Raw genomic sequence first — 21940 nt, forward strand, 5'->3', positions numbered from 1 at the left:
CGCCCTTTTGTGTAATCTGAATTTCAGTTCTGTTGCACATCGTTGTAACCGCTATCAATATTAAGCGATTTTTTCCGTGTTCTGATGCTGTACCTCTGCTTTCCTTCCATCTTCTTCCTTATAATGGCATGTTTATTGTAGTCATACTTGCTTGCATCTGTCTATGTGGTTCCGTGACCTGTCACTGTCAACTCTGGTGACTTGCACTTCTTGGCTTTAGTGCGTGTTCGAGGGTCTATGCTCTAATTAGTTCTCCATCTGTAAAAAAAATCCTTCTCCATCCTCCACGAACGCTCGGTGATGACATGCATACGATATATCACTCCTTGGATTGACACCAAGGATGTAAGGAGGCATGTCCGATGAATATTCAACTCGTCCCATTGCATTATGTATATCTGGCATTTATCGTCTTGATTATCGCCGTGATGGTACGGCGTAGAGACACAACCATCATTTGTGTCGCGGGTATCATGACCATTGGACTCCTCGCAACTGAAACATTAAGCGGATCGGTTTCCGGAATCTTCAACAGTTTTATCTACGCAGCCAAGGAGCTGCTCAGCACCATTTTTATCATCTCGATCATTGTTGCAATGAGCCGGGTGTTAATTCGGACAGGGATCAATGAAGTCATGGTGACACCACTCACCCGGTTCATCCGTTCTCCACAGGTCGCCTATTGGGGAATTGGATTCATTATGATGATTGTATCATTGTTTTTCTGGCCCTCTCCTGCTGTTGCCCTGGTTGGGGCTGTACTTCTTCCGGTAGCTGTACGAGTCGGACTTCCTCCCATCGGCGCTGCCATTGCCATGAATCTGTTCGGTCACGGCATTGCCTTATCAGGGGACTACATTATCCAAGGGGCACCCAAACTGACAGCTGATGCAGCTGGGCTTCCCGTTACCGCTGTTATGACTGCAAGTATCCCACTTGTCATAGTTATGGGGACGGTGTCTACCGTAACGGCATTCTGGATGCTGCGCAAGGAGATGAAGTCAGGTTCCCACGTTAAACTCAGTGATCCGATCTCTGGTGAAGCAGTAACCGTTCATCCACCTTCGTCAGACTCTGCGCCGATTTCCGAGGAGCCAGCCGTTCAACGTCAAGCAATTCCCCCACGTTTGCAAAAGGCATTCGCTCTGATCATCCCATTGTTATTCTTAGTCGACGTCATTCTGATGTTTTTACTTAAATTACAAGGCGGTGATGCCACAGCACTAATTGGTGGAACGGCCGTGCTCATTCTGATTGCCGTATCACTTGCCGCGCATCGTCATACAGGTCCGGAAGAAACAACAAACTATTTAATTGAAGGATTTCAATTCGGATTCAAGGTGTTTGGTCCTGTCATCCCGATTGCCGCTTTCTTTTATCTTGGGGATGCTGCGATCACAGAACTGTTCAACAACCCGCTTCCTGCTGGATCACACGGTATTGTGAATGATTTGGGGGTTGCTCTTGCAGGGCTAGTGCCACTGAATAATACGGTAGGTGCTATAACGATGACTGTGACCGGAGCGGTCACGGGAATGGATGGTTCGGGGTTCTCTGGAATATCCCTCGTCGGCTCTATTGCGTCCATGTTTGCAGGATCGGCAGATTCCGCACCTATATTGACGGCACTGGGTCAGGTCGCCGCCATATGGGTAGGCGGTGGGACCTTAATTCCATGGGCCTTAATTCCAGCTGCGGCCATTTGCGGAGTCAGTCCATTTGAACTGGCACGCCGCAATCTGAAACCTGTACTGTTGGGGTTAACCGTTACTACTATTGTGGCTATCTTTCTAATCTAATTGCTTAACCGTGCTATTCGAACTGAAAAGACGTGCGCAAGCGTGCCCATTGCCAAAGCTCATCCTTGCTCATTGAGGCCAGATGAAGCATCTCCTCATAAGGGTCTCCCTGAAGTCCCAGGACCGCAGCGAATGCAGGCTCCGTCTTCCAGCCTTCCAGCTTCAATTTGCGAATCTCCCGATGTCCTGCTGCACCCCAGAGTTGCAATAATTCCCACTCTACCAACATGTGAATATAAGCATTCTGCTTGCGTACAGATAGGGATTGAGCGAAAATCTCTATAGGCCAGTTTCCAATTTCCATACTACAGGTCACATAAGGACGCTGGCCAGCACGGCCATCCCCCCGGTCGCATCGAAAACCCTGCATTCCGCTTAGTTGTTGGTACACCAAGGTTTCGAACGCCTCCAGATCCGCTGCCTCACATAATAGATCAAGATCACTTCCGGGAATATCAATATCAATTGGCACTGTTCCAGCCGGATAAGGCTGGTAAGCAGCCAATATGCTGAACAATCCACTGGATTGCAACACCTTATACGCATCCTGCTGACGCTCGTTACCCGAGGCCAGATGTACCATTACATCCGTAGTTGTAATCATGTCACAACCTCGGGAAGCGGCTCATTCCGACGCTCCTGTAACGACTTGTTTCACTCGTCCCACCTGTCCACTGGTCAAACGTACTTTGATCCCATGCGGGTGTGTGGGCGATTTGGTCAACAAATCCTTCACGATACCGCGTGTCAGTTTGCCTGTCGGCTGATCTTGCTTGAGCACGATATCCACTTCAAGACCCGGTTTGATATTTACTCGTTGTTGTCCATTCATGGTTTTCTCTCTCCTCTTCAACGTATTCCATGTCATGTAGCCATAATTTACAAAGCTTCATCTATTGTAGACGTTTTGAATTGAAAACGAAAGCCATGTCCCATGTTCAAAAACATAACTGAACTGTTATTTTCGCTTTGGAGAGGGATCAGAAGATTTGCTTTTCATCACTTTCAGAGCTGATCGATAGACTTCATCTGCACTCTGTTCAGGTTCTTTTGTCTCCGTCAGCACCGTTTCGTCTTCCACTTCGGCAGGTTTACGGAAATGAAGCAATGCTTGGCGATAAGCTTGATCACCATCTGTAGTCTGCATCTCTCTTTTCTGTGGTGAAGGGGTCACTTCCGATGTAGAATCCATCTGGTGAGTCTCCGTTTGCCTATGATCCGCATGTTCCAAAACCTCTGCATGCTCTGCCTCTGCGTAAATTCGGTCTTCCTTTTGGGCTTGGTCTTCTTCATGTAGTAGGACAGGCCCTTCATCCACTTCTGCTATTTTGGAAGCTCGTGCTTCTGCAGCCTTGCGGGACGATCTGGAGTTATAAATCATCAGAAACACAACCCCGATAACAACGATTACCGCCAAAATGATCAACATATGAGCATCCTCCTTATCATCCGCCTGTAGGCAGCCTTAATCAATATATTGGTGCCCTATTCTGCGAATAATATTTCATCTTGTTTCGTATAGAGCGACAAAGTAGCGGGAATGCTCCAAACAGGATTGTCAGCAGAAGACTTTCAACACCTAGCGAAGAGAATGTTTACAGAAAACCGAATTGAGGAGGGAATGATCAGCATGAATTCACGTGCCATTTTGATCAATATCATTGTTATACTGGTGATTTTGGGAGCCGGGGCCGCCGGGATCTACTATTACAACCAATCCACCAGTTACGTTAAAACCGATAATGCGCTTGTTACCGGGCAGCCGATCTCCGTGGCTTCCGCAGTAGGCGGTGAGCTTAGATCCTGGAAAGGTAAGGTAGGTACAACATTTAATGCAGGCGATACCGTTGCCACCGTTACCGCTGCGGGAAAATCAACATCCGTGACAATGCCGGTTGATGGTACCATTGTACAACAGACCGCCGTCGAAAATTCACTAGTATCTGCGGGTACACCCCTCGCACGGGCCTATGATTTCAATAACCTGTACGTGACGGCCAATGTGGACGAGACCGCGATTGATAAAATTAAAGCGGGTCAGATCGTCGATGTATATGTCGATGCTTTTCCGGATACGACATTGACAGGCAAAGTAGACCAGATCGGACTTGCCACTGCGTCCTCCTTTTCGCTGCTACCGTCGTCCAATACTAATGCGAATTACACTAAAGTAACACAAGTCATCCCGATCATCATTACGATCGAAGGATATAAAGGACTGGGTGTGGTTCCCGGCATGAGCGCTACCGTGCGCGTTCATATCTAAGGCTGCTGATGGATAATCAAGTACCTCTTGGGAAAACCATCGCTGTCCTGCTGCTCGGCGCCTTTATCGCCATTCTGAACCAGACTTTGCTCAATGTAGCCATCCCCCATCTGATGAATGACTTTAACGTATCAGCAACGACCGTGCAGTGGCTGTCCACAGCCTATTTGCTGGTGAACGGGGTACTCATTCCGATTACCGCCTACTTGATTGAATCGTTTGGAACCCGCAAATTATTCGTGACTGCGATGCTGTTGTTTACGTTAGGTTCGCTGATCTGTGCCATCAGTCCTGGATTTACGGTCATGCTCATCGGTCGTATCGTACAAGCCAGTGGGGCTGGTATTATTATGCCTTTGGTTATGAACGTGTTTCTGACTGTTTTCCCTCCTGAGAAACGGGGAACTGCCATGGGCACGATGGGCATTGCCATGATGTTTGCTCCAGCCATTGGCCCGACGTTATCTGGATGGATCGTGGAACATTATACATGGCGGATTCTGTTTTATATGGTCATCCCGCTTGCCTTGCTTGATATTTTGTTTGCCTTCATTTGGCTGAAAAATGTGTCCAAACTTACTTCGCCGAAATTTGATGGTTTTGGCGCTTTATTCTCCACCATCGGTTTCGGCTTTCTACTATATGGATTCAGCTCTGCCGGAGATAAAGGCTGGACCAGTGCAACTGTGCTGTTGACACTGATTATCGGCGTGCTCTTCATCGTCTTCTTTGTACTCAGAGAAACGGCCATGAAGAACCCTCTGCTAGAATTTCGTGTATTCAAATACGATATTTTCACCATCTCAACGCTGGTCAGTGCAACGATTAACATGGCACTCTTTGGCGGAATGCTGCTGTTACCGATCTATCTGCAAAATATAAGGGGATTCTCTCCCCTGCAATCCGGATTGTTGCTGCTGCCTGGTGCATTGCTAATGGGCGTTATGTCTCCCATCTCAGGAGCGCTGTTTGACCGGATTGGCTCTCGCCCGCTTGCCATTGTCGGTTTGATCATTACCGCCATCTCAACCTTTGAGTTTAGCAAATTGACGGGGGAGACGCCCTATGGTCACATCATGATGCTATACACGTTTCGTAGCTTCGGCATGTCCATGCTGATGATGTCTGTACAGACAGAGGGGCTAAATCAATTGCCGCCTCATCTCACCAGTCATGGTACGGCCATGTCCAATACGGTCAGACAGGTCGCTGGTTCGATCGGGACCGCCCTGCTCATCACCGTGATGGCGACACGTGCAGGTATTCATTTGGCGGATTACAGCAACACCGTGACCACAACCAATGTCGCACTGACAGAACAAGTGGGTATACTCGGCACGCAGATGGCTACTGCGGCTGGAATGCCGCCTGAACAAGGTTCAAGCCTTGCATTACAGCAGCTCTATGGTATCGCTGTTCAGACATCAACGATTGAAGGCATTAATGATGCTTTCATTGTAGCGACCTGGATTTCAATCATTGGTCTGTTTCTCTCATTATTCCTGCGGCGAGCTCGCTCCCGTCCTCGTAAAGTCAAGCCTGAACGCTAAAATGGCCTTGGGCAAACCATACCTACCCTATTTAGATAAAACGAAATAATAAAAAACCGCACGTCTCTTCAATCCAGAGACGTGCGGTTTTTGGCTTGTACTATGGATGCTGTGGTAAGGATGAATTGTCATCCTTTGCAGCCTCTCTCGCCTTAACGGCAAGCAGTTCCGATACAGTTACAAAACGATAACCTTGTTCCTGCAACTTGGGCAGAATCGTTTTTAACGCAGCAACCGTCTGGGACTTGCCCTCCACCTTGTCATGAAACAGAACAATATCCCCGTTACGTGCGTTCTTCAGCACTTTGTTCACAATGGCGGATACACCTGGTGAAGCCCAATCACGTGTGTCCTGATGCCAGGACCATAGCACAATCGTATAGCCTTGCTGCTTGGCGACCTGAATGACCATGTCATTGTAATAGCCTCCCGGGGGTCTAAACAACGTGGGACGCTGCGCCCCTGCTCCAACAATGGATTTCTCCGCTATGTTCATTTCGTGGCTGTACTTATCCGCCCTTGTTGACCTGACCGCGTACGTATGTGCATACGTATGATTGGCGATTTCATGTCCTTCCCGTTGCTCCTGCTTTATCAGATCAGGAAATTTTTCCGCCCATTTGCCAAGCACAAAAAAAGTGCCTTTGGCCTGATACTGCTCGAGTAAAGCCAGAATCTGCGGGGTCTGGACCGGATCGGGCCCATCATCAAAGGTAAGTGCGATGAGTTTATCATGTGTGGGAACCTCCCACACAATCTCTCCCCGTTCCTCATAATACTGTCGATTCTTCTGCACAGGTTTGGCGTAGGCAGAGCTACTTCCAAGCAAAAAAACAAGCGCACACAATCCGATGCATCGGGCTGCCTTCAGGTTCATGTTTATGTCCTCTCTTTATCTTCAAACGTAAACTCCCTGTTAGCATTTCCCGATTCACCAGAACTATTTAACGAAATATTTGATCAATGACTGCAATTTCCTCAGCTGTGAGCTCAACATCCAGTGTTTTCAGATTGTTGATGACCTGCTCCGGTTTCTTGGCACCAGGAATGAGCGCATCAATGGACGGCTGAGTCAGATACCAGGCCAGAACGAGATGTGCGACCTCAGTGTCCTTGGACTGTGCAATGCTGCGTAGTTGTTCCACCTTGTCCAGATTCTGAATAAAGGCTTCCCCTGTGAATAACGGGTTCTTCGCCCGCCCATCCTGAAAGGTTGTATCCCGATTATATTTGCCACCCAGCAGCCCTGCTGCCAGAGGGAAGTAAGGTACAAAAGAAATGTCATGCTCTGCCGTATAAGGCAGCAATTCTTTCTCCGCTTCTCTTTTGAACAAATTATATTCAGACTGCAGTACATCCACAGCTCCATCCTGATTCGCCTCACGCAACTGGTCAATGGAGAAGTTAGAGACTCCGATGGCACGGATTTTACCTTCGTCCTTCAAACGTTTCAGCGCCCCTACAGCCTCATCCTTCGGTGTATGTTCATCCGGGAAGTGAATATAAAATAAGTCGATGTAGTCTGTCTGCAGACGTTTCAATGCCTCATCAACCGAGGTTTTGAGGAAAGCAGGTGAGTTATCAAAAACTACCTTGCCATCCACGAATTTATGTGCAGCTTTCGTTGCAATGATGGTATCTTGGCGCTGACCCGTTTCTTTCAGCACTTCACCAATTAACCGTTCTGAATGCTCAGGTCCATAGATGAAAGCAGTATCCAAAAAGTTAATGCCCTGTTTCAAAGCCGTACGAACAACATCTTTGCCTGTCTCATCATTCAGCATATTCGGATAGATGTTATGTCCTCCTACTGCATTTGCCCCCAATCCAATCGGGTTAACAATCAGATCGGTTTTGCCCAAGCGAGTACGTTGTTCTGCCATGTCTCATCCATCTCCTTTTCTGAGCGTTGGTAACTCACATATATTATATCAAAGGATTAAGCATATTTAAAATATCGGGTTTATCGGATTAGGTGTTTTTCAGCGCAGTGGCTTCCACGTCATTAATGAATCGACGGAGTTTTGCAGCCACATCGCGATTAATTTCACCATTTTCGTACAGCTGCTGTATGGTATTGCGCTGCTCCTGCATGGCCACCATTTGCAATTCCAGCTTTTCCTGATCAAATGGATCTTCCGTTTTGCCCTGGTTCCAGGTGCGTAATTTGGCAATAACCCGCTCATATCTAGAGATGACCGACAGAGCCACAATCCGGTTACTATCGTTCATGTTTGCACGAATCGCCTTGATCGCCGCTTCAGAGGTACGCATCTTCACTTGACGGAACAGATCCGCATTCTCAATCATAAATGGCTGATCCGGCTTTTTTGAACGATTCATAAACACATGACCAAACACGCGACCAATTTCACTGAGCGAGAACATCATCTGGGTATTCGTACGGTTCGCAAGCATCATTTCCTTCCGATCCAACCAGCTGTTACATCTAAACGCGGCTTCCGAAGCAATTACATTTTCATCCATCATCTTCTCAATCTCTTTACGTTCAGCCCGCGTAGCGATGAGATTTATTGCTGTTTCCTGTTTCAAAATGTCCTTGCGCTTACCGGCAGTAAGCTCGCCAGCCGCCTGCCTGATATATTTCGACAGATCGGAAACAACCGCCAGCGCAGCAGCTTTGTTCTGGTCGTTCATTTCCGACTTCACTGCACGAATGGCAGCATTCAGCATAATATCCTGTGCTTTTCGTTCCGTCGTTTGCGGTGTACCTTCTTCGGCTTTTTCTTCGTTCTTCGCAAGAATAGGAAGGAACACACTTGCAGCAATCAGAGTGAACAGAATCACACCTGCCGCCAGGAATATGATCAGATCCCTTTCCGGAAAAGGAGACCCGTCTTGGAGAACATACGGGATGGAGAAGGCCCCCGCCAGTGTTACAGCCCCTCTCACACCCGAAAGAGTAATAATCGTAATTTCTTTCAGCCGAGGCTTCCCGCTAGACAACGCCTCACCGGAATTTTCATTACCTTTCCAGAACAGATAGATCCAGACAAAACGAAGCACCAACAATAGCACAGAAATGAGGCCCACATAGCCGAGTACTTGGAGGTTATCAAACGAGACATTCTCGAAGATGGTACTCAGTACATCCGGGATCTGTACCCCCAAAATGACAAAGACCAACCCGTTCAAAATAAATAAAATAACTGACCAGGTACTGGCAGATACCACCTGCATCTTCAGTTGTACGGACTCGGTCCGGTCTCGCTCAATTGCATGAATGATTCCGCCTGCGACGACCGCAAGAATGCCCGAAACACCCACCTCTTCACTTACCAGATAGATGACGAAGGGCGTAAGAATTTGCAATAACATATGAATGGTGACATCTTCCATCCCCAGACGCCGAATCCAGACACCGAGTCGGATCAACAAGAACGATAACAAGGCACCAATCAGCAACCCGCCAATCGCGATAAGTATAAAACTAAATGACGCCTGAGCCAGGGAAAACACCCCTGTAACCGTGGCGGCAATCGCAAATTTGAATGCAACCAGACCGGATGCATCATTCATCAATGCTTCTCCCTCAAGAAGCCTATGTATGCTCTTGGGTAAATGCACACGACCTGCCATAGCGCCTACTGCCACAGCGTCTGTCGGGGACAGAATTGCTGCGAGTGCAAAAGCCGCAGGAAGCGGAATGGTTGGAATGAGCCAGTGAATGGCATATCCTGCCACGACAACCGTAACAAATACAAGGCCCAGGGCCAGCAAAAGGATGGGTGCTCTTAGATTCCACAGCTCGTGCCTCGGTGTTCGCTTCCCGTCGTTGTACAGCAACGGAGCGATAAAGAGCACGAAAAACAATTCCGGATTCAGTGGCAGATGCACACCCGCAGGTAATAGTGCAATGGCTACACCGAGAACAATCTGAATCAACGGAACGGGGATAAAGGGTACAAACCGGTTCAAAATATTCGATAAACCGATCAGTACCAGCAAAACAAGCACGGCGATAAATAGTTCCATGATGACAATCCCTTTCCGAAAAATGAAGTGGTGAAAACCATTTTGTATAGCCTTATTTTAGCATAAACCAAAGTTTATTATAAAAATGTTGTCATATTCAATCCCCGTCTAATGCGAACGCACAACAGTCCGATTGCAGATTTCTGATTGGTTCTGTTTATAAGATGTTACAATATGCTCAGGACAATACCCGTTTGGAAAGGAACTTGGTGTCTATGGCATTTGGAATTAAACGACAGGAACTAGCCGAGTGGAAAGAACTTGTATCTCGTGGCGACCTTGCCTATCTCACTCATTTCTGGATCGACAACCGTTTTCCGGGCATTACCAGTGTGACCAAAGTAGGCTGTTCGGATCTGAAACGGCTTGAGGATTGGTGTAGAGAGCATGAACTCGACCCACGTTATATCCATCGGCGTCAGCCTTTTCCCCATTTTGACCTGCTCGGTAAAAAACAGAAGGAAATTCTGATCCAGGAAGGGCTGACCGATCACATTCAACGCTTCCATCTCTGACTGGAAAAATTAAAAGCCAGCCTTCAAGAATTAAGTCCCAAAACGGGCTCTTTCTTGAAGGCTGGCTTTTTACATCCCAAATATTTAGCGATGCGTTTGTTCCAACGTTTTCATTTTCTCTAACAGTTTTAGCTCAATTTTCTTCAGCATGCCAAACATCTGCAGTTGTTCCTCTTCCGTAAGCGCCTGCAAAAGTTCCCATGTCATTCGACCGCGATTATTAATTAACGTTTTTGCAAGCTGCTGCCCATCTTCTGTTAAGGATAACCATACAATTCTTCGGTCCTCTTCACTGCGCACCCGCTGAATCAGACCTTCGCTCTCCAGTTGATTCAGTACAATTGTGGTTGCTCCAGAAGATAGACTAAGTTGTCTGGCCACATCTACAGCCATGCAGCGTTCTTCACGTAAAATCATGCCCAATATATGACTTTTCGTCGGGTTCAATTTGCAGTTTGTTTCATTCTTTTGCTGCTGATCCAATACTTTATTTTTATATCTGAAGAAGGCCTCCAACAATTGATCCACATTTGCCAATTGAGAGTTTCGCTCCGTATCCGGGCTCATAAACGTTCCTCCTACCTTTGATCATAACCTACCTTATATTGTAACATATTTGTACTATTTTGTTTGTGAAAAATGCGCTTGTTTCCCAGAACCCTTTACTTGTCTGTAAAGTTCATGCTTATTTTGCGGTTTCATGTGACAAGCTACCTTATAGCATGAACAGATAACCACACAAGGAGGAATCAAGCAATGAACATTTATATTGTTTTCGATAGTGAAGGCGGGCATACACGAGCGCTTGCCGAATCGATTGCTGCTGGCGCAGCCAGTGTGCATGGTGCAACCGTTCATTTGCATTCCACAGAAGAAGCCGACATCTACAAGCTGGTGGAAATGGACGCCATTATCTGGGGCTGCCCCGGACATTTTGGCTCCATCAGCTCCGGGTTGAAAAAGTGGATCGACAAGCTGGGCTACCTCTGGGCAGAGGGCAAGCTTGTCGACAAAGTCGGTGCGGTGTTCTGTACCATCGCGACCGAGCATGGTGGACTGGAGTCAACGTTGATTCATTTGCTGACACCGATGCTCCATCAGGGCATGATTATTACCGGGCTACCTGGCAACTTTGCAGATAACGCATTATATGGCTCCTATTATGGTGTTGGAGTGACTTGTCCGGTGGACAGTGATGATCTGCTCAGCGAACAGGGCATAGCACTGGGTAAAGCTCTGGGAGAACGCGTGGCTCGCATAACCAACCGATTGATCACATAGAAATCAGAGTATTTCACATAAAAGAAATTGCTGTTCTTATCAAGCCTGCGCTCATAAGCTAAAAAGCAATACCGCAGGCTTGAACTCCTCTTCCTGTATAGAAATAGAATGATTCTGTTGCAATATTGGATTGAATTTGTTTATAATAACGTATATCTTTAAAGTTACTTTTAGTTACTTAATGATTTTTATAAATCTGTTATTATAAAGTAATACGATATTCATCCATTATATTGCAAGGGAATTTTACACATGAATCAAAATACGCATTTAAAAACTGACGTTTGTATTGTCGGAGCTGGTCCTGGTGGGGCTCTACTCTCATTCCTGCTGAAACGACAGGGAATATCCACCATTCTGATCGAGCGCCAGCCGCACCTGCTTAAGTCGTTTCGTGGCGAAGTACTTAATGCAGATGGTGAACATGTATTGAATAAGCATGGGTTATACTCTTCTGTTACCCAGCGTGGCGTGCTACCCCTGGAGCAAATTCAATACTGGGAGAATGGTCAGATCATCCACACCATTTTCCCTGGCAAGCAAGAATCCCATGTAGGCATTCATGTGCCGCAGGATCATCTGCTTGAAGTCATCGTGTCACAATCACAGCAACAGAGAAACGAACAGGTTCTTTATAATACGGTTATGACTGGATTGTTACGAAATAAGGCTGACCATACGGTTGGCATCAACATTCGGCAAGAAGGACGGCCTGCTTCCATTGAAGCAGCGGTAATCGTTGGGGCAGATGGCAGATATTCAGCTGTACGCAAACACGCTGGTCTGACCCCGGATATCCGCAAACATGGATACGACCTGTTATGGGCTCGCATTCCTGCTCCAACAGGCTGGGAACCTGCTGTTCGAATGGCCAGTATGGATGGTCAGCAGTTGGCGTTATTCTCACAATTCGGAGGATACGTGCAGATTGGATGGAACATTCCGCAAGGGTCCTTCTCCAAGTTGCGTGAACAGCCTTTTGCTCCCTTTGTACAGAAACTCGTGGCGGCCTTCCCCTGTCTCGCTGATTCGGTAGCTCAACATATCCAGACATGGAGTGATTTTGTTTTGTTATCCGTAGAGAGCAGTTTCGCCGAATTATGGGTGCAGGACAACGTGGTCTTGCTTGGTGATGCCGCTCACACGATGACTCCAACGGGCGCTTTTGGATTGAATGCAGCATTGGAAGATGCAGACGTGCTCGCTGAGCTACTCATTGATATGGCCGCCGATCAATTCACTTCTACAGAGCGGCTGCAAGAGCTGCAGGCCAGACGTGGAGAAAAAGTGAAGCAGCAGTTGGCTAGGCAACTGGAAATGGAGTCTTCGTTCCAGCAGCGGTACGAATCTTTTCAATAATGATGCGTGTATTCAAGCACCGCGTAATCAACAAACAGCCGATGACTCCCAGTTGGGAAGCATCGGCTGTTTTGTTCTTTGTGGAGTTAACCTGAATGTCTCTAATTTGGGTCCGTAAACATTCATGAATTTATAAATAAATGAATAGATAAGTTCTGATTTATTTCATACTGTCTTTCACAAGTGCTGCAAAAGCTTCCGAACCTTCCTTCGTTAGATGTACGCCATCTTTTTCGAAATATTCGTCATGCCCCTCGCTTGCAGTGTGCCAATCAATAAGAGATACATTGCTATAATCGGAAGCAGCTTCGTTCAGTGCTTTATTCACGGTTCGTTCCCATGGGCGAGGGACTCGCACGGTAACCAGATAAACATGTTCTTCATCTTTCAAATAATCCAGCACAGAATTCAGACTTTTGGAATTAAAGGAACCGTTCGTTCCAAGCTCCAATACGACCTGACTGCCCATTTGGTTATTTCTCTTCAGGCCATCCAGTACATCGGCAGCTTCCCACATCTGACGGCCGATATGACCATCCACGTGCACACCCGATATGGTTTGTTCAAGGTAAGGCTTGGCGTCCAAAATAACCGAATCTCCAATGACCGTATAGTGAATCTTGCCGTCTTTGGCTGGAGGAGCTGTTTCCTCTTGTTCTTTGGACGAATCTGACGTATTTACAGGATCCTCTGGATGTTCATTACCGTTGTCTTCTGGATTTCCTGGATTGTCGGTGCTGCCTCTGGGTTTACCAATAGCGTGGTTCGAATCGCCAGGAGTTGATCCTTTCTGCTCACCTGAGATTGGTTCCTCCGATTTGGGAGCATTATCTGGCTTCACCGTTTGCTGTTCTTCTTTGCCTGCTGGATCTCCAGCGTTCGCCGCTGGTTTGTCGTTTTTCTGAGGCGCAGGTTGATTGTCAGCCCCAGAAGTGCTCACTGTTGCTGGAAGAACGTCCTGCCCTTTTTCCTCCGTTACGGAATGTTCTCCATTCAGCGTGGCCGACATTGATACCGAATGGGAATCAGAATTCGCTGCAGACGTAATCATCATCTGTGACACCGTAAAGCACATCAACAGAATGCTCATCAGCAAGCCAGCTCGCTTCCACCATACGTTGCGAATACCTGTTGTATTGCGCCCTCTTCCCCATAACCGGGACCAGGAATCACGAAATCCGTTATGACGTATTGGATTTTCAATATATTTAAGTGACAAGGAGGCCAGTGCAACCGTTGCTGCAACCTGCAAAACCATTCGCACAGGATGTGCTCCACCCGTGTCTACCGTTGGACTCGTTAGAATAATAACAGGATAGTGCCACAAATATAAACCATAGGACCTTTCCCCAATCCAGCGCAATGGCTTAGCGCCAATGAGCCTTGCCAGGAAAGATGATGGATGAGCCAGTACAGCTACGAGCAATGTCGTCGCTATGGCCTGAAGTACCATTCCTCCTCGATACAATGAAGGGTCGTACTCGCTGCTATTCAGCATCATGTAGATTAACCAAGCAAGCGCAGCTAAACCTAACGCATCCAGGACAAGGCGATTGATGCGGGCTAGGGATGACGATAGCTTGCGACTCGGCCATACCACGGCCAGTGCAGCACCAGCCAGTAGAGCAAATGCTCTTGTGTCTGTTCCATAATAAACACGGCTCGGGTCCAGATCCGGATTATACATGATGGCCATTGCACCAGCAGACAATTCAGCTGCCACGACAATAAAGACGACCAGCCATCCCTTTCTTTTGAACAAAATGATTGCTGCGACCAGTAGAAGGGGCCATACAATGTAAAACTGTTCTTCCACAGCCAGCGACCAGAAATGCCCAAAGGGTGATGGAGGGCCGAAACTTTCGAAATAGGAAACGTTATGAAAGATATACCACCAATTGCTTATGTATAATACTCCCGAGACAATGTCACCACGCAACGCAGCGAGTCGAGATGGATCTGTGCAGAGCAACCAAATCATCACCACTGCTGTCATCGTGATCATGCCAGGTAACAAGCGCCTTACTCTTCGCACCCAGAAATCACCGAGCGATATCCGGCCTTGCTCCTGCCATTGTGTCAAAAGAATGTCTGTAATCAAATACCCTGATAGAACAAAGAAAATGCCTACACCGAGCAAACCACCCGGAATAAAACTTAAATTCAGATGATACCCTATGACTGCAAGCACAGCGATGGCTCGCAAACCATCCAGTCCGTTCATATGCCGCTTGCTTTTTAACGATTGTGACATGCGAGCCCCTCCTTGACAATGTGAGTCGACATCATCCATGTCTGGGGCGTTCGAGAACTCCTTGTGGTTCTGGTTGTCATTAACATACGTATTGCACCTTCCATCATTCATTTACAACATAAAGAAGACGAGTTACTTAACCATGATGTTTATGATTACGATTTCTTTATATCTTTGTTGTTATCTCCCGTTTAGCATTATACGCCCGAAAGATTATTCACAAATTACAGCAATAGTTACAATCCAGTGAAACGATGTAACCTTTCCTGCCAAGCATATATAGCTGTAAAATCATACTCTAATTTTATTGTTAAATACAGCATTTTTCATGGAATGGCTAATATTACCTTGCCTTTTATTTCATATATGAGCAGATCCTTCTGAGGGTCTGGAGTGTACGCTTGAGCCAATAGGAAAAGGCTGCCGACTTGCTCAGCAGCCAATAACCATTATAAACCTATCTCTTGCCGGATTGAAAGTTTTGCTCATAATTGCATCTTGGTGCCTAGTCCCCTAGAGGTAAAACGGATGAACCTTCTCTTCCGCACTCCCATCAAGAATCCGATAAGAGGATCGTCCTACATACATTGGAATCTGCAATTTGTCCAGATTAACCATTCCATTTTCTAAGAAGTATTCCGGGTCTTGATACCGCTGTACCACTTCACCTGCAATCCATTCATGATCCCCATATGTTGTGATATCGATTACCTTGCACTCGTAAGCAAAATAAGCTTCGGTCAGAATGGGTACATTCACTTTGATTCCTTCTTCGTATGTAATCCCGAATTTCGAGAATTTGTCTGTGTCTCTTCCACTGAAGGTTCCCGCAGCCTGAATCCACTCCGAATGATGACCCGGAAGGAAGTGTACCCCGAATACTCCACTCTGCTCAATCAATTCATAAGAGTACGTTTCCTTCCTCAGCGATATCCCGTAAATTCCGGGAGACGATCCAATATAGGTATGCCAGCCTGAGGCCATCACATTCTGAATCCCCTTATGACGGGATGTCACTACCGCCACCATGCCGGGATACGAATAAAACATAGGTTCATCTATCGGTTTTCGCATCTGATCACCTCTTCGTTTTCAATAGGCCCATGAGATATAATAGGCTTTTTCTCATCCATAATTATACAATATAAGTAAAGGATGAAAAAGAATTACTTCCTCCATCGCTAATCACTATTTGAATATACGAAAATATTACCGAAAACGGGGCCACTGCTGTATTTCACCAATTATTTTTCTCTTGATATTCGAAGATAGGTGTATTAAATTAAAAAATACATTTTTACTATACATCAGTAAGATGAATCAACTGAGATGAAAGGATTGTGAAATGGAAGTTTATCTAAAATATTTCTTGATTGGTCTTGCCATTGCCATGCCAGTCGGAGCAATTACTGTAGAAATGACAAAACAAGGTTTAAAAAATGGGTTTATCCATGGATGGGCAGTTGGTCTCGGCGGTATGACAATTGATGTCACGCTTATACTCGCCATGTACTTTGGCTTCGCTTCTGTACTGGCCTTGCCTTACGTGCAGATCCCGCTTTGGCTGGTAGGTGCAGGATTTTTGGCCTATCTGGGCTACGATTCCATTAAAAATGCGGATAAAGATATTACACCCGCAGACGAAAAGACTCAGAAATCATTCTTTAGTACATATCGCAATGGGTTGCTTGTCGCCGTATCTCCAGGGAATTTGATTTTTTGGGTTTCCGTATTCGGTGCAGTGTTATCTGATTCCTATAGCTCATCACATTCAGGCAGCTTTGCTTTCGCAGCATGCGGCGTAATGAGTGGTATTTTAATTCATGATCTAGGGCTTTTGTCGGTGGTGTCTGTCACCAGAAGAGTGATGAGTCGCTCCATGATTCGCTGGGTCTCCGTCATAGCCGGAATACTACTGTTTGGATTTTCCCTATACTTCCTCTATGAGTTCATCATGGGGATCGTCGGTTACGTTTAGAAGAGAGATGCTTGTTATGTGAAGAAGGAGTCCGCTACTGGCGGACTCCTTCTTCATTTTTTTGATTATCTCTAATGAATGCATATCCCGATAGTGATCATCCTGCCGCAATGTTTTCGACTTTTACCCTAGCTTTTCCAAATACACTTCCCTCTTCTTCCAATCTTTCTGCAATTTCAATGATTTTGTCGATGACATTCTTCTCTTGGCTCTCAACCCTTTCATTCGCAATCTGAGCAAGCTTCTCATGTTGCCCAACGCAAATGGAACGACTGGCATACTCAAACATGGGAAAATCATTCGCATCATTTCCAAAAGCAATAAAATCATGGGGAGAGACCCCAAGTGCTTGCAAACCTGTCCATTTATTCACACCCTTAGGACTAATATCAATAATGTTCTCTGTTCCATGCATGTATGTAACCACAGGAAGGTTGTGCAATGCCTCCAGCATCTCCTGGTGATTGCGGCTGCTTAAGACCACTACCTTCACTATCTCGGTTAATTCCTCCAGCAGCACGTTCTTCGCTCTGCACTCGGGGTCCAGATTTCTTCGAATGGGATGCTCCGGCTTGCCTGAATAACAGTAATCCCATTGACAATCAATGAGATACTCTGCTTCATGCTGCTTCAATAACGCCAGTATATGGTCAGCAATAGATGCTTCCAAATAAACTGTGGAAATCTCAAGCCCGCTGCGATACACAAATCCTCCATTACCGCCTACCAGCGGAAATTGCTGCATATGGACAGGCAGTATAGGCAATAAATCACGAATCGGTCGTGCAGATGCAAAAATAAGTTCATGACCTTTCTCCACAAGAAAGTCCAATGTCTGAACCATTTCTCTGGTTAACGGTTTCCCCTGAAAACAGATGGTTCCATCCAGATCAAATACAAACTTCATCATCATTCCCCCTCGTTTTTCTAATCATATCAAGTTCATATATAATGAAAAGGACCGATGTCCATTCGAGGTGAAAAAAATGAAAATGTACAGGGGATACGAAAAAATACAACCTTATATGTCCCTTTTTAATTTGGAACAAATCTTTGCTGACGCTGCTTTGCTTCCCATTCAGCTTCGGGAGTATGATTCAGATGAATATGTTCTTACGGAAGGCGATGAACTAGAAGGGCTTTATTTCCAAGTGGAAGGTCTGACCAGAGTCTCCTCAAGTGTTGAGACTGGCAAGTCTCTTTTGCTGCGTTTCTGCCACCCCTTATCCATCTTTGGTGATATTGAATTGATTCAGAAGGTGGTTGTACAATCACAGGTTCAAGCTGTACAGCCCTCCAAATTCCTGTTTATAGATATACAAACCGTTGAACGAAACTTAATGCAGGATTACCGTTTTTTGAATGAATTACTTAAACATCTGTCCTATAAATTGCAGACATGTACAGCGGCATCCCGAATCAACTCACTTTCCTCCGTTGAAGAACGGTTTGCCATCTATTTGATGTCCACTCGTCTACCCAAAGAGTTTGGCAAAGAAATTAGCACGCCTAACATTCCAGAAATAGCATCCGTAATCGGTACAACGCCCCGTCACTTAAATCGCCTCATTCAGAAACTGTCCGATCTGGAAATCCTGTGCAAAAAAAGAAAAGGGTTTGTTGTGCTCGATTGGGAGCGGGTGGATGAACTATCAAATGGATTGCGTTATGACTAGCATTCATAGTAATCTTGATTAAACACAACTGAGAAATGGGGAATAGCAGTGATTGAAAAAGCAACGTTTGCCGGGGGATGTTTCTGGTGTATGGTAAGTCCTTTTGAAGAGCAGCCCGGCATTCACGGGATTATATCCGGATACATGGGTGGATCCGTAGAAAACCCTACATATGAACAAGTGTTGACCGGGGAAACAGGGCATTTGGAAGTCGTGCAAATCTCGTTTGATCCAGCCATTTTCCCATATGAGAAGTTGCTTGAGCTGTACTGGCCGCAGATCGATCCTACAGATGCCACGGGTCAGGGTAATGATCGCAAAAGCCAATATCGGGCTGCCATCCTGTATCACAATGAAGAGCAACGCCAATTGGCCCTGAAATCACGAGAGGAACTGGCCAAAACAGGCCGATTCGATAAACCTGTCGTTACCGCTATTGAGGAAGCATCCGTATTTTATCCGGCAGAAGAATATCATCAAAATTTCCATCGCAAAGATCCGAAATATTATAAAGAATCCCGAATTTATTCCGGACGCGATGAAATTATCAAGAAATATTGGAGTTAACTTCTTTAAATCATAAAGCGGCCACATTGGCCGCTTTTTTTGTTGCATCCATTTTACAGTACACCGATTATAGCCTTCAACTCCTCAATGCTATCAATAACCCGATCAGCCTGAGCTAGCTCATCGGCTTGAGCAAAGTCAAAATTACATCCAATGGAAATTAATTTACTATCCTTCGCAGCCTTAATGTCAGACAATCGATCTCCGATAACCATCCCATGAGTGATATTATATTTCTCCACGATGGAGCGTACGAGATCAGACTTATTTTGTGATGAAATCTGCTGTATACTGAATGTTTCCTTTACCCACTCATTCAGATGATAATAGTTTACGATGGCATTCAAGTATTCGATTTGTCCATTACTCGCTATGTATATCGGTATACTCTTCTCTTTGCAGTAGTGAAAGAACTCTTCTACATACGGGTACAGGGCACCATGGCCTGCGTCGATATTCGCAATCAACTTCTCATGAAACCATTCATTTGCTTGTTGTCTAATCTGGTCCGAGTATCCGGGCAATAAATTCTCCCAGACGACGGGCAGAGGAACTCCCATAATCTCACGATACTTTTCTATTGGTGTATTCTGCTCCCACAATCCCTTTGATCTCAGATGATTAAAAGTGTCATGCAGAGAAGTCTCCAATATTCGATCTGTCTGAAATAACGTACCATCCATATCAAAAATCAATGAAAGCATAAACAGATTCTCCTCCTTCATATTCAGGATATAGTTTGAGACATAATAGTCACTCTACTTAAGTAAAGTGACTATTCATCAACATACGTGAATACCTATCATTTTACAACCCTTCCATACTTTCTGATTGAAATCACCCCTTATTCCAAGGTTGGTTATGAACTGCCTCTCATTCGTCCATACTATTACCTACGAATAAACCGTCATCACGAATGGCAGGGGAGGAAGCACCATGAACCGGAAAAACCCGCATCAAATTAATCAACCTGCAGCAGAACTACCCGTTCCGCTTGAATTCGATCGCAGCTGGATCACCCAACTGGAGTCCAGACTCGATAAAGGCGGCCCTTGGTGCGATTACAGACTCTTTCAACTTGGCATTCAAGCGGAAGAGACGAATCTGATTCCCAACTTTGATGAAATCCAATGTCTGAAGCATTTACAGGGACTCACCCCTCTTCCACACCAGATGGATACTGCACGCAGAGTACTGTTTGAAATGTCAGGTCGTGCCATTCTCGCCGATGAGGTTGGACTTGGCAAAACGATTGAAGCCGGCCTGATTTTGAAAGAATATATGGTTCGTGGACTTGTATCCAAAGTGCTCATTCTCGTGCCTGCGTCCCTTGTACTGCAATGGGTTCGGGAGTTAAATTCCAAATTTGGCATCCCTGCGGTTGCACAGAAAAAGGCGTATTCCTGGCAGAACGAAATTGTGGTTGCCTCGATGGATACAGCAAAGCGTGACCCGCATAAAGATATGCTGCTGAATACGGATTACGACATGATTATTATCGACGAGGCTCATAAACTCAAAAATAAAAAAACGACCAACTATCAATTCATGCTGAAATTACGGAAAAAGTACTGCCTGCTGCTTACGGCTACACCGGTGCAGAATGATATGAGCGAGCTGTTCAACCTCATTAACTTGCTCAAGCCGGGACAGCTTGGCCGTCAGGGTGATTTTGCAGCCAACTTTGTCGTCGACAAACGCATTCCGAAAAATCAGGAGCAGCTCAAGGATGAGTTGTCCAAAGTCATGATCCGTAACCGTCGCGGTGAAGGACCTGTTCAATTTACCAAACGGAACGTGTCCAATGTGAATTTGCAGCTTTCTCCTGAAGAACAGGCCCTTTACGATGGGGTGACTTCCTTTGTGAAGGATCAGTACCAGGAAGCGGGCGGCAATCTGAGCAGCATGCTTTCCCTAGTGACGTTGCAGCGCGAAGTATGCAGCAGCCGGGATGCCGTGTTTGTGACGTTGGTCAATCTGTCGAAGAAGCTTCCACTGGACTCCCCACTGCGGGATAAGATTTGGGAGCTCGTTGCTCATATTAAAGCGATCAAGGAAAATACCAAAGCGGAAAAAACGATGGAACTTGTTCGTGACATGAATGAGAAGGTTATTATTTTCACCGAATACCGTGCCACGCAGGAGTACTTGCTCAATTATTTTCGTAACAACGGCCTGACCGCAGTTCCCTACCGGGGCGGCATGAACCGGGGTAAAAAAGACTGGATGATGGACCTCTTCCGTGGCCGCGTACAGGCAATGATTGCAACCGAGGCGGGCGGTGAAGGTATCAACCTGCAATTTTGCCATCACATGATCAACTTCGACCTGCCCTGGAATCCCATGCGTGTTGAGCAGCGGATCGGTCGCGTTCACCGATTGGGACAGCAGAATGATGTAAACATTTACAACCTTTCGACGACCGGCACAATCGAGGAGCATATTCTGAATCTGCTTCATGAGAAGATCAATATGTTCGAGATGGTCATTGGTGGATTGGATGTCATTCTGGAGCGGCTGGAGAAGAAGGAGTCAATCGAAAAAAGTTTGTACAAAATCATGCTTGAATCACAAAACGAAGAGGATATCCGCCGTAAAATGGACTCGCTCGGACAATCGCTGAACTCCATTCAGCGCGAAGTTGCAGATGAGGCACCAGCCGTATCCGGGCTTGATATTCGTAAAGGAGGCCTCTGATT

Annotated in this window: 20 protein-coding genes and 1 pseudogene; 10 read left to right on the forward strand and 11 right to left on the reverse strand. The window is 46.0% G+C overall.

Features of this window, described 5'->3' with window-relative positions; genetic code table 11:
* The first annotated feature begins 362 nt into the window (after positions 1-362).
* Entirely contained in the window at positions 363-1799 is a 1437-nt protein-coding gene (locus ACR1R9_RS16645) for a hypothetical protein (RefSeq protein WP_433923161.1), read from the forward strand.
* 13 nt (positions 1800-1812) lie between these two features.
* Here the strand turns inward: ACR1R9_RS16645 and ACR1R9_RS16650 are convergent, their stop codons facing one another.
* The 3 genes from ACR1R9_RS16650 to ACR1R9_RS16660 form a co-directional block, all read right to left on the reverse strand.
* Positions 1813-2403 (reverse strand): DUF4269 domain-containing protein, encoded by a 591-nt coding sequence (locus ACR1R9_RS16650; protein WP_175381582.1) that lies wholly within the window; start codon positions 2401-2403, stop codon positions 1813-1815.
* A gap of 21 nt (positions 2404-2424) precedes the next feature.
* On the reverse strand, positions 2425-2631 hold the full coding sequence (locus ACR1R9_RS16655) for a YwbE family protein (RefSeq protein ID WP_063564738.1): 207 nt from the start codon (positions 2629-2631) through the stop codon (positions 2425-2427).
* A gap of 126 nt (positions 2632-2757) precedes the next feature.
* A complete protein-coding gene (locus ACR1R9_RS16660) occupies positions 2758-3228 on the reverse strand; it encodes a hypothetical protein (RefSeq protein ID WP_099853474.1) in 471 nt (156 codons plus the stop codon).
* 201 nt (positions 3229-3429) lie between these two features.
* Between ACR1R9_RS16660 and ACR1R9_RS16665 the strand changes: the two genes are divergently transcribed.
* Together ACR1R9_RS16665 and ACR1R9_RS16670 are read left to right on the forward strand one after the other, a co-directional pair.
* Complete coding sequence (locus ACR1R9_RS16665) at positions 3430-4065, forward strand: HlyD family efflux transporter periplasmic adaptor subunit (RefSeq protein ID WP_053783698.1); 636 nt, start codon at positions 3430-3432, stop codon at positions 4063-4065.
* Between the two features lie 8 nt (positions 4066-4073).
* Complete coding sequence (locus ACR1R9_RS16670) at positions 4074-5615, forward strand: DHA2 family efflux MFS transporter permease subunit (protein ID WP_076289412.1); 1542 nt, start codon at positions 4074-4076, stop codon at positions 5613-5615.
* Positions 5616-5715: 100 nt separating this feature from the next.
* On the opposite strand, the gene ACR1R9_RS16675 is transcribed toward ACR1R9_RS16670, so the two are convergent.
* The 3 genes from ACR1R9_RS16675 to ACR1R9_RS16685 all read right to left on the reverse strand — a co-directional run bounded on the left by ACR1R9_RS16675 (position 5716) and on the right by ACR1R9_RS16685 (position 9611).
* Positions 5716-6492: a polysaccharide deacetylase family protein gene (locus ACR1R9_RS16675; protein ID WP_076289411.1), complete on the reverse strand. Its 777-nt coding sequence runs from the start codon at positions 6490-6492 to the stop codon at positions 5716-5718.
* Positions 6493-6559: 67 nt separating this feature from the next.
* Positions 6560-7498, reverse strand: coding sequence for an aldo/keto reductase (locus ACR1R9_RS16680; protein WP_433923160.1), 939 nt, complete (start codon positions 7496-7498; stop codon positions 6560-6562).
* A gap of 88 nt (positions 7499-7586) precedes the next feature.
* Positions 7587-9611: a Na+/H+ antiporter gene (locus tag ACR1R9_RS16685; protein ID WP_076289409.1), complete on the reverse strand. Its 2025-nt coding sequence runs from the start codon at positions 9609-9611 to the stop codon at positions 7587-7589.
* A gap of 215 nt (positions 9612-9826) precedes the next feature.
* Here ACR1R9_RS16685 and ACR1R9_RS16690 point away from each other — a divergent pair, with 215 nt between their 5' ends.
* The gene (locus ACR1R9_RS16690) at positions 9827-10126 is read left to right on the forward strand and encodes a hypothetical protein (protein ID WP_433923159.1); all 300 of its coding nucleotides are present in this window, start codon (positions 9827-9829) and stop codon (positions 10124-10126) included.
* An 84-nt stretch (positions 10127-10210) separates the two neighbouring features.
* On the opposite strand, the gene ACR1R9_RS16695 is transcribed toward ACR1R9_RS16690, so the two are convergent.
* Positions 10211-10693, reverse strand: a complete 483-nt coding sequence (locus tag ACR1R9_RS16695; protein WP_076289407.1) for a MarR family winged helix-turn-helix transcriptional regulator — start codon at positions 10691-10693, stop codon at positions 10211-10213.
* A 189-nt stretch (positions 10694-10882) separates the two neighbouring features.
* Between ACR1R9_RS16695 and ACR1R9_RS16700 the strand changes: the two genes are divergently transcribed.
* Together ACR1R9_RS16700 and ACR1R9_RS16705 are read left to right on the forward strand one after the other, a co-directional pair.
* On the forward strand, positions 10883-11407 hold the full coding sequence (locus ACR1R9_RS16700) for an NAD(P)H-dependent oxidoreductase (RefSeq protein WP_053783691.1): 525 nt from the start codon (positions 10883-10885) through the stop codon (positions 11405-11407).
* Between the two features lie 252 nt (positions 11408-11659).
* Complete coding sequence (locus ACR1R9_RS16705; RefSeq protein ID WP_433923158.1) at positions 11660-12766, forward strand: FAD-dependent monooxygenase; 1107 nt, start codon at positions 11660-11662, stop codon at positions 12764-12766.
* 160 nt (positions 12767-12926) lie between these two features.
* Here ACR1R9_RS16705 and ACR1R9_RS16710 read toward each other — a convergent pair whose 3' ends face one another.
* Together ACR1R9_RS16710 and ACR1R9_RS16715 are read right to left on the reverse strand one after the other, a co-directional pair.
* Positions 12927-15020, reverse strand: a complete 2094-nt coding sequence (locus tag ACR1R9_RS16710; RefSeq protein WP_076289405.1) for an acyltransferase family protein — start codon at positions 15018-15020, stop codon at positions 12927-12929.
* A 513-nt stretch (positions 15021-15533) separates the two neighbouring features.
* Positions 15534-16094 carry a flavin reductase family protein gene (locus ACR1R9_RS16715; protein ID WP_433923157.1) on the reverse strand — a complete coding sequence of 187 codons (561 nt, stop codon included), beginning with the start codon at positions 16092-16094 and terminating at the stop codon, positions 15534-15536.
* 271 nt (positions 16095-16365) lie between these two features.
* Here ACR1R9_RS16715 and ACR1R9_RS16720 point away from each other — a divergent pair, with 271 nt between their 5' ends.
* A complete protein-coding gene (locus ACR1R9_RS16720; RefSeq protein ID WP_433923156.1) occupies positions 16366-16998 on the forward strand; it encodes a LysE family transporter in 633 nt (210 codons plus the stop codon).
* Between the two features lie 97 nt (positions 16999-17095).
* On the opposite strand, the gene ACR1R9_RS16725 is transcribed toward ACR1R9_RS16720, so the two are convergent.
* Positions 17096-17911 carry an HAD hydrolase family protein gene (locus ACR1R9_RS16725; RefSeq protein ID WP_433923155.1) on the reverse strand — a complete coding sequence of 272 codons (816 nt, stop codon included), beginning with the start codon at positions 17909-17911 and terminating at the stop codon, positions 17096-17098.
* A 127-nt stretch (positions 17912-18038) separates the two neighbouring features.
* Between ACR1R9_RS16725 and ACR1R9_RS16730 the strand changes: the two genes are divergently transcribed.
* Positions 18039-18674 (forward strand): Crp/Fnr family transcriptional regulator, encoded by a 636-nt coding sequence (locus tag ACR1R9_RS16730; RefSeq protein WP_433956377.1) that lies wholly within the window; start codon positions 18039-18041, stop codon positions 18672-18674.
* Between the two features lie 51 nt (positions 18675-18725).
* Entirely contained in the window at positions 18726-19241 is a 516-nt protein-coding gene (gene msrA, locus ACR1R9_RS16735; RefSeq protein WP_433923699.1) for a peptide-methionine (S)-S-oxide reductase MsrA, read from the forward strand.
* Positions 19242-19294: 53 nt separating this feature from the next.
* Here msrA and ACR1R9_RS16740 read toward each other — a convergent pair.
* A pseudogene (locus ACR1R9_RS16740) lies at positions 19295-19987 on the reverse strand (HAD family hydrolase); the annotation flags it as partial.
* Between the two features lie 190 nt (positions 19988-20177).
* On the opposite strand from ACR1R9_RS16740, the gene ACR1R9_RS16745 reads away from it, so the two are divergent.
* Positions 20178-21938 carry a DEAD/DEAH box helicase gene (locus ACR1R9_RS16745; protein ID WP_433923153.1) on the forward strand — a complete coding sequence of 587 codons (1761 nt, stop codon included), beginning with the start codon at positions 20178-20180 and terminating at the stop codon, positions 21936-21938.
* Positions 21939-21940: the final 2 nt, after the last annotated feature.

Source organism: Paenibacillus taichungensis (assembly GCF_050994985.1).
GTDB lineage: Bacteria > Bacillota > Bacilli > Paenibacillales > Paenibacillaceae > Paenibacillus > Paenibacillus taichungensis.

Bases quoted from the DNA above. Each gene is read 5' to 3' on its own strand.
- ACR1R9_RS16665 (WP_053783698.1), top strand. From the start codon at position 3,430: ATGAATTCACGTGCCATTTTGATCAATATCATTGTTATACTGGTGATT.
- ACR1R9_RS16720 (WP_433923156.1), top strand. From the start codon at position 16,366: ATGGAAGTTTATCTAAAATATTTCTTGATTGGTCTTGCCATTGCCATG.
- ACR1R9_RS16705 (WP_433923158.1), top strand. From the start codon at position 11,660: ATGAATCAAAATACGCATTTAAAAACTGACGTTTGTATTGTCGGAGCT.
- ACR1R9_RS16680 (WP_433923160.1), bottom strand. From the start codon at position 7,498: ATGGCAGAACAACGTACTCGCTTGGGCAAAACCGATCTGATTGTTAAC.
- ACR1R9_RS16725 (WP_433923155.1), bottom strand. From the start codon at position 17,911: ATGATGATGAAGTTTGTATTTGATCTGGATGGAACCATCTGTTTTCAG.
- ACR1R9_RS16715 (WP_433923157.1), bottom strand. From the start codon at position 16,094: ATGCGAAAACCGATAGATGAACCTATGTTTTATTCGTATCCCGGCATG.
- ACR1R9_RS16655 (WP_063564738.1), bottom strand. From the start codon at position 2,631: ATGAATGGACAACAACGAGTAAATATCAAACCGGGTCTTGAAGTGGAT.
- ACR1R9_RS16745 (WP_433923153.1), top strand. From the start codon at position 20,178: ATGAACCGGAAAAACCCGCATCAAATTAATCAACCTGCAGCAGAACTA.
- ACR1R9_RS16695 (WP_076289407.1), bottom strand. From the start codon at position 10,693: ATGAGCCCGGATACGGAGCGAAACTCTCAATTGGCAAATGTGGATCAA.
- ACR1R9_RS16675 (WP_076289411.1), bottom strand. From the start codon at position 6,492: ATGAACCTGAAGGCAGCCCGATGCATCGGATTGTGTGCGCTTGTTTTT.
- ACR1R9_RS16690 (WP_433923159.1), top strand. From the start codon at position 9,827: ATGGCATTTGGAATTAAACGACAGGAACTAGCCGAGTGGAAAGAACTT.
- ACR1R9_RS16700 (WP_053783691.1), top strand. From the start codon at position 10,883: ATGAACATTTATATTGTTTTCGATAGTGAAGGCGGGCATACACGAGCG.
- ACR1R9_RS16685 (WP_076289409.1), bottom strand. From the start codon at position 9,611: ATGGAACTATTTATCGCCGTGCTTGTTTTGCTGGTACTGATCGGTTTA.
- ACR1R9_RS16645 (WP_433923161.1), top strand. From the start codon at position 363: ATGAATATTCAACTCGTCCCATTGCATTATGTATATCTGGCATTTATC.
- ACR1R9_RS16710 (WP_076289405.1), bottom strand. From the start codon at position 15,020: ATGTCACAATCGTTAAAAAGCAAGCGGCATATGAACGGACTGGATGGT.
- ACR1R9_RS16660 (WP_099853474.1), bottom strand. From the start codon at position 3,228: ATGTTGATCATTTTGGCGGTAATCGTTGTTATCGGGGTTGTGTTTCTG.
- ACR1R9_RS16670 (WP_076289412.1), top strand. From the start codon at position 4,074: ATGGATAATCAAGTACCTCTTGGGAAAACCATCGCTGTCCTGCTGCTC.
- ACR1R9_RS16650 (WP_175381582.1), bottom strand. From the start codon at position 2,403: ATGATTACAACTACGGATGTAATGGTACATCTGGCCTCGGGTAACGAG.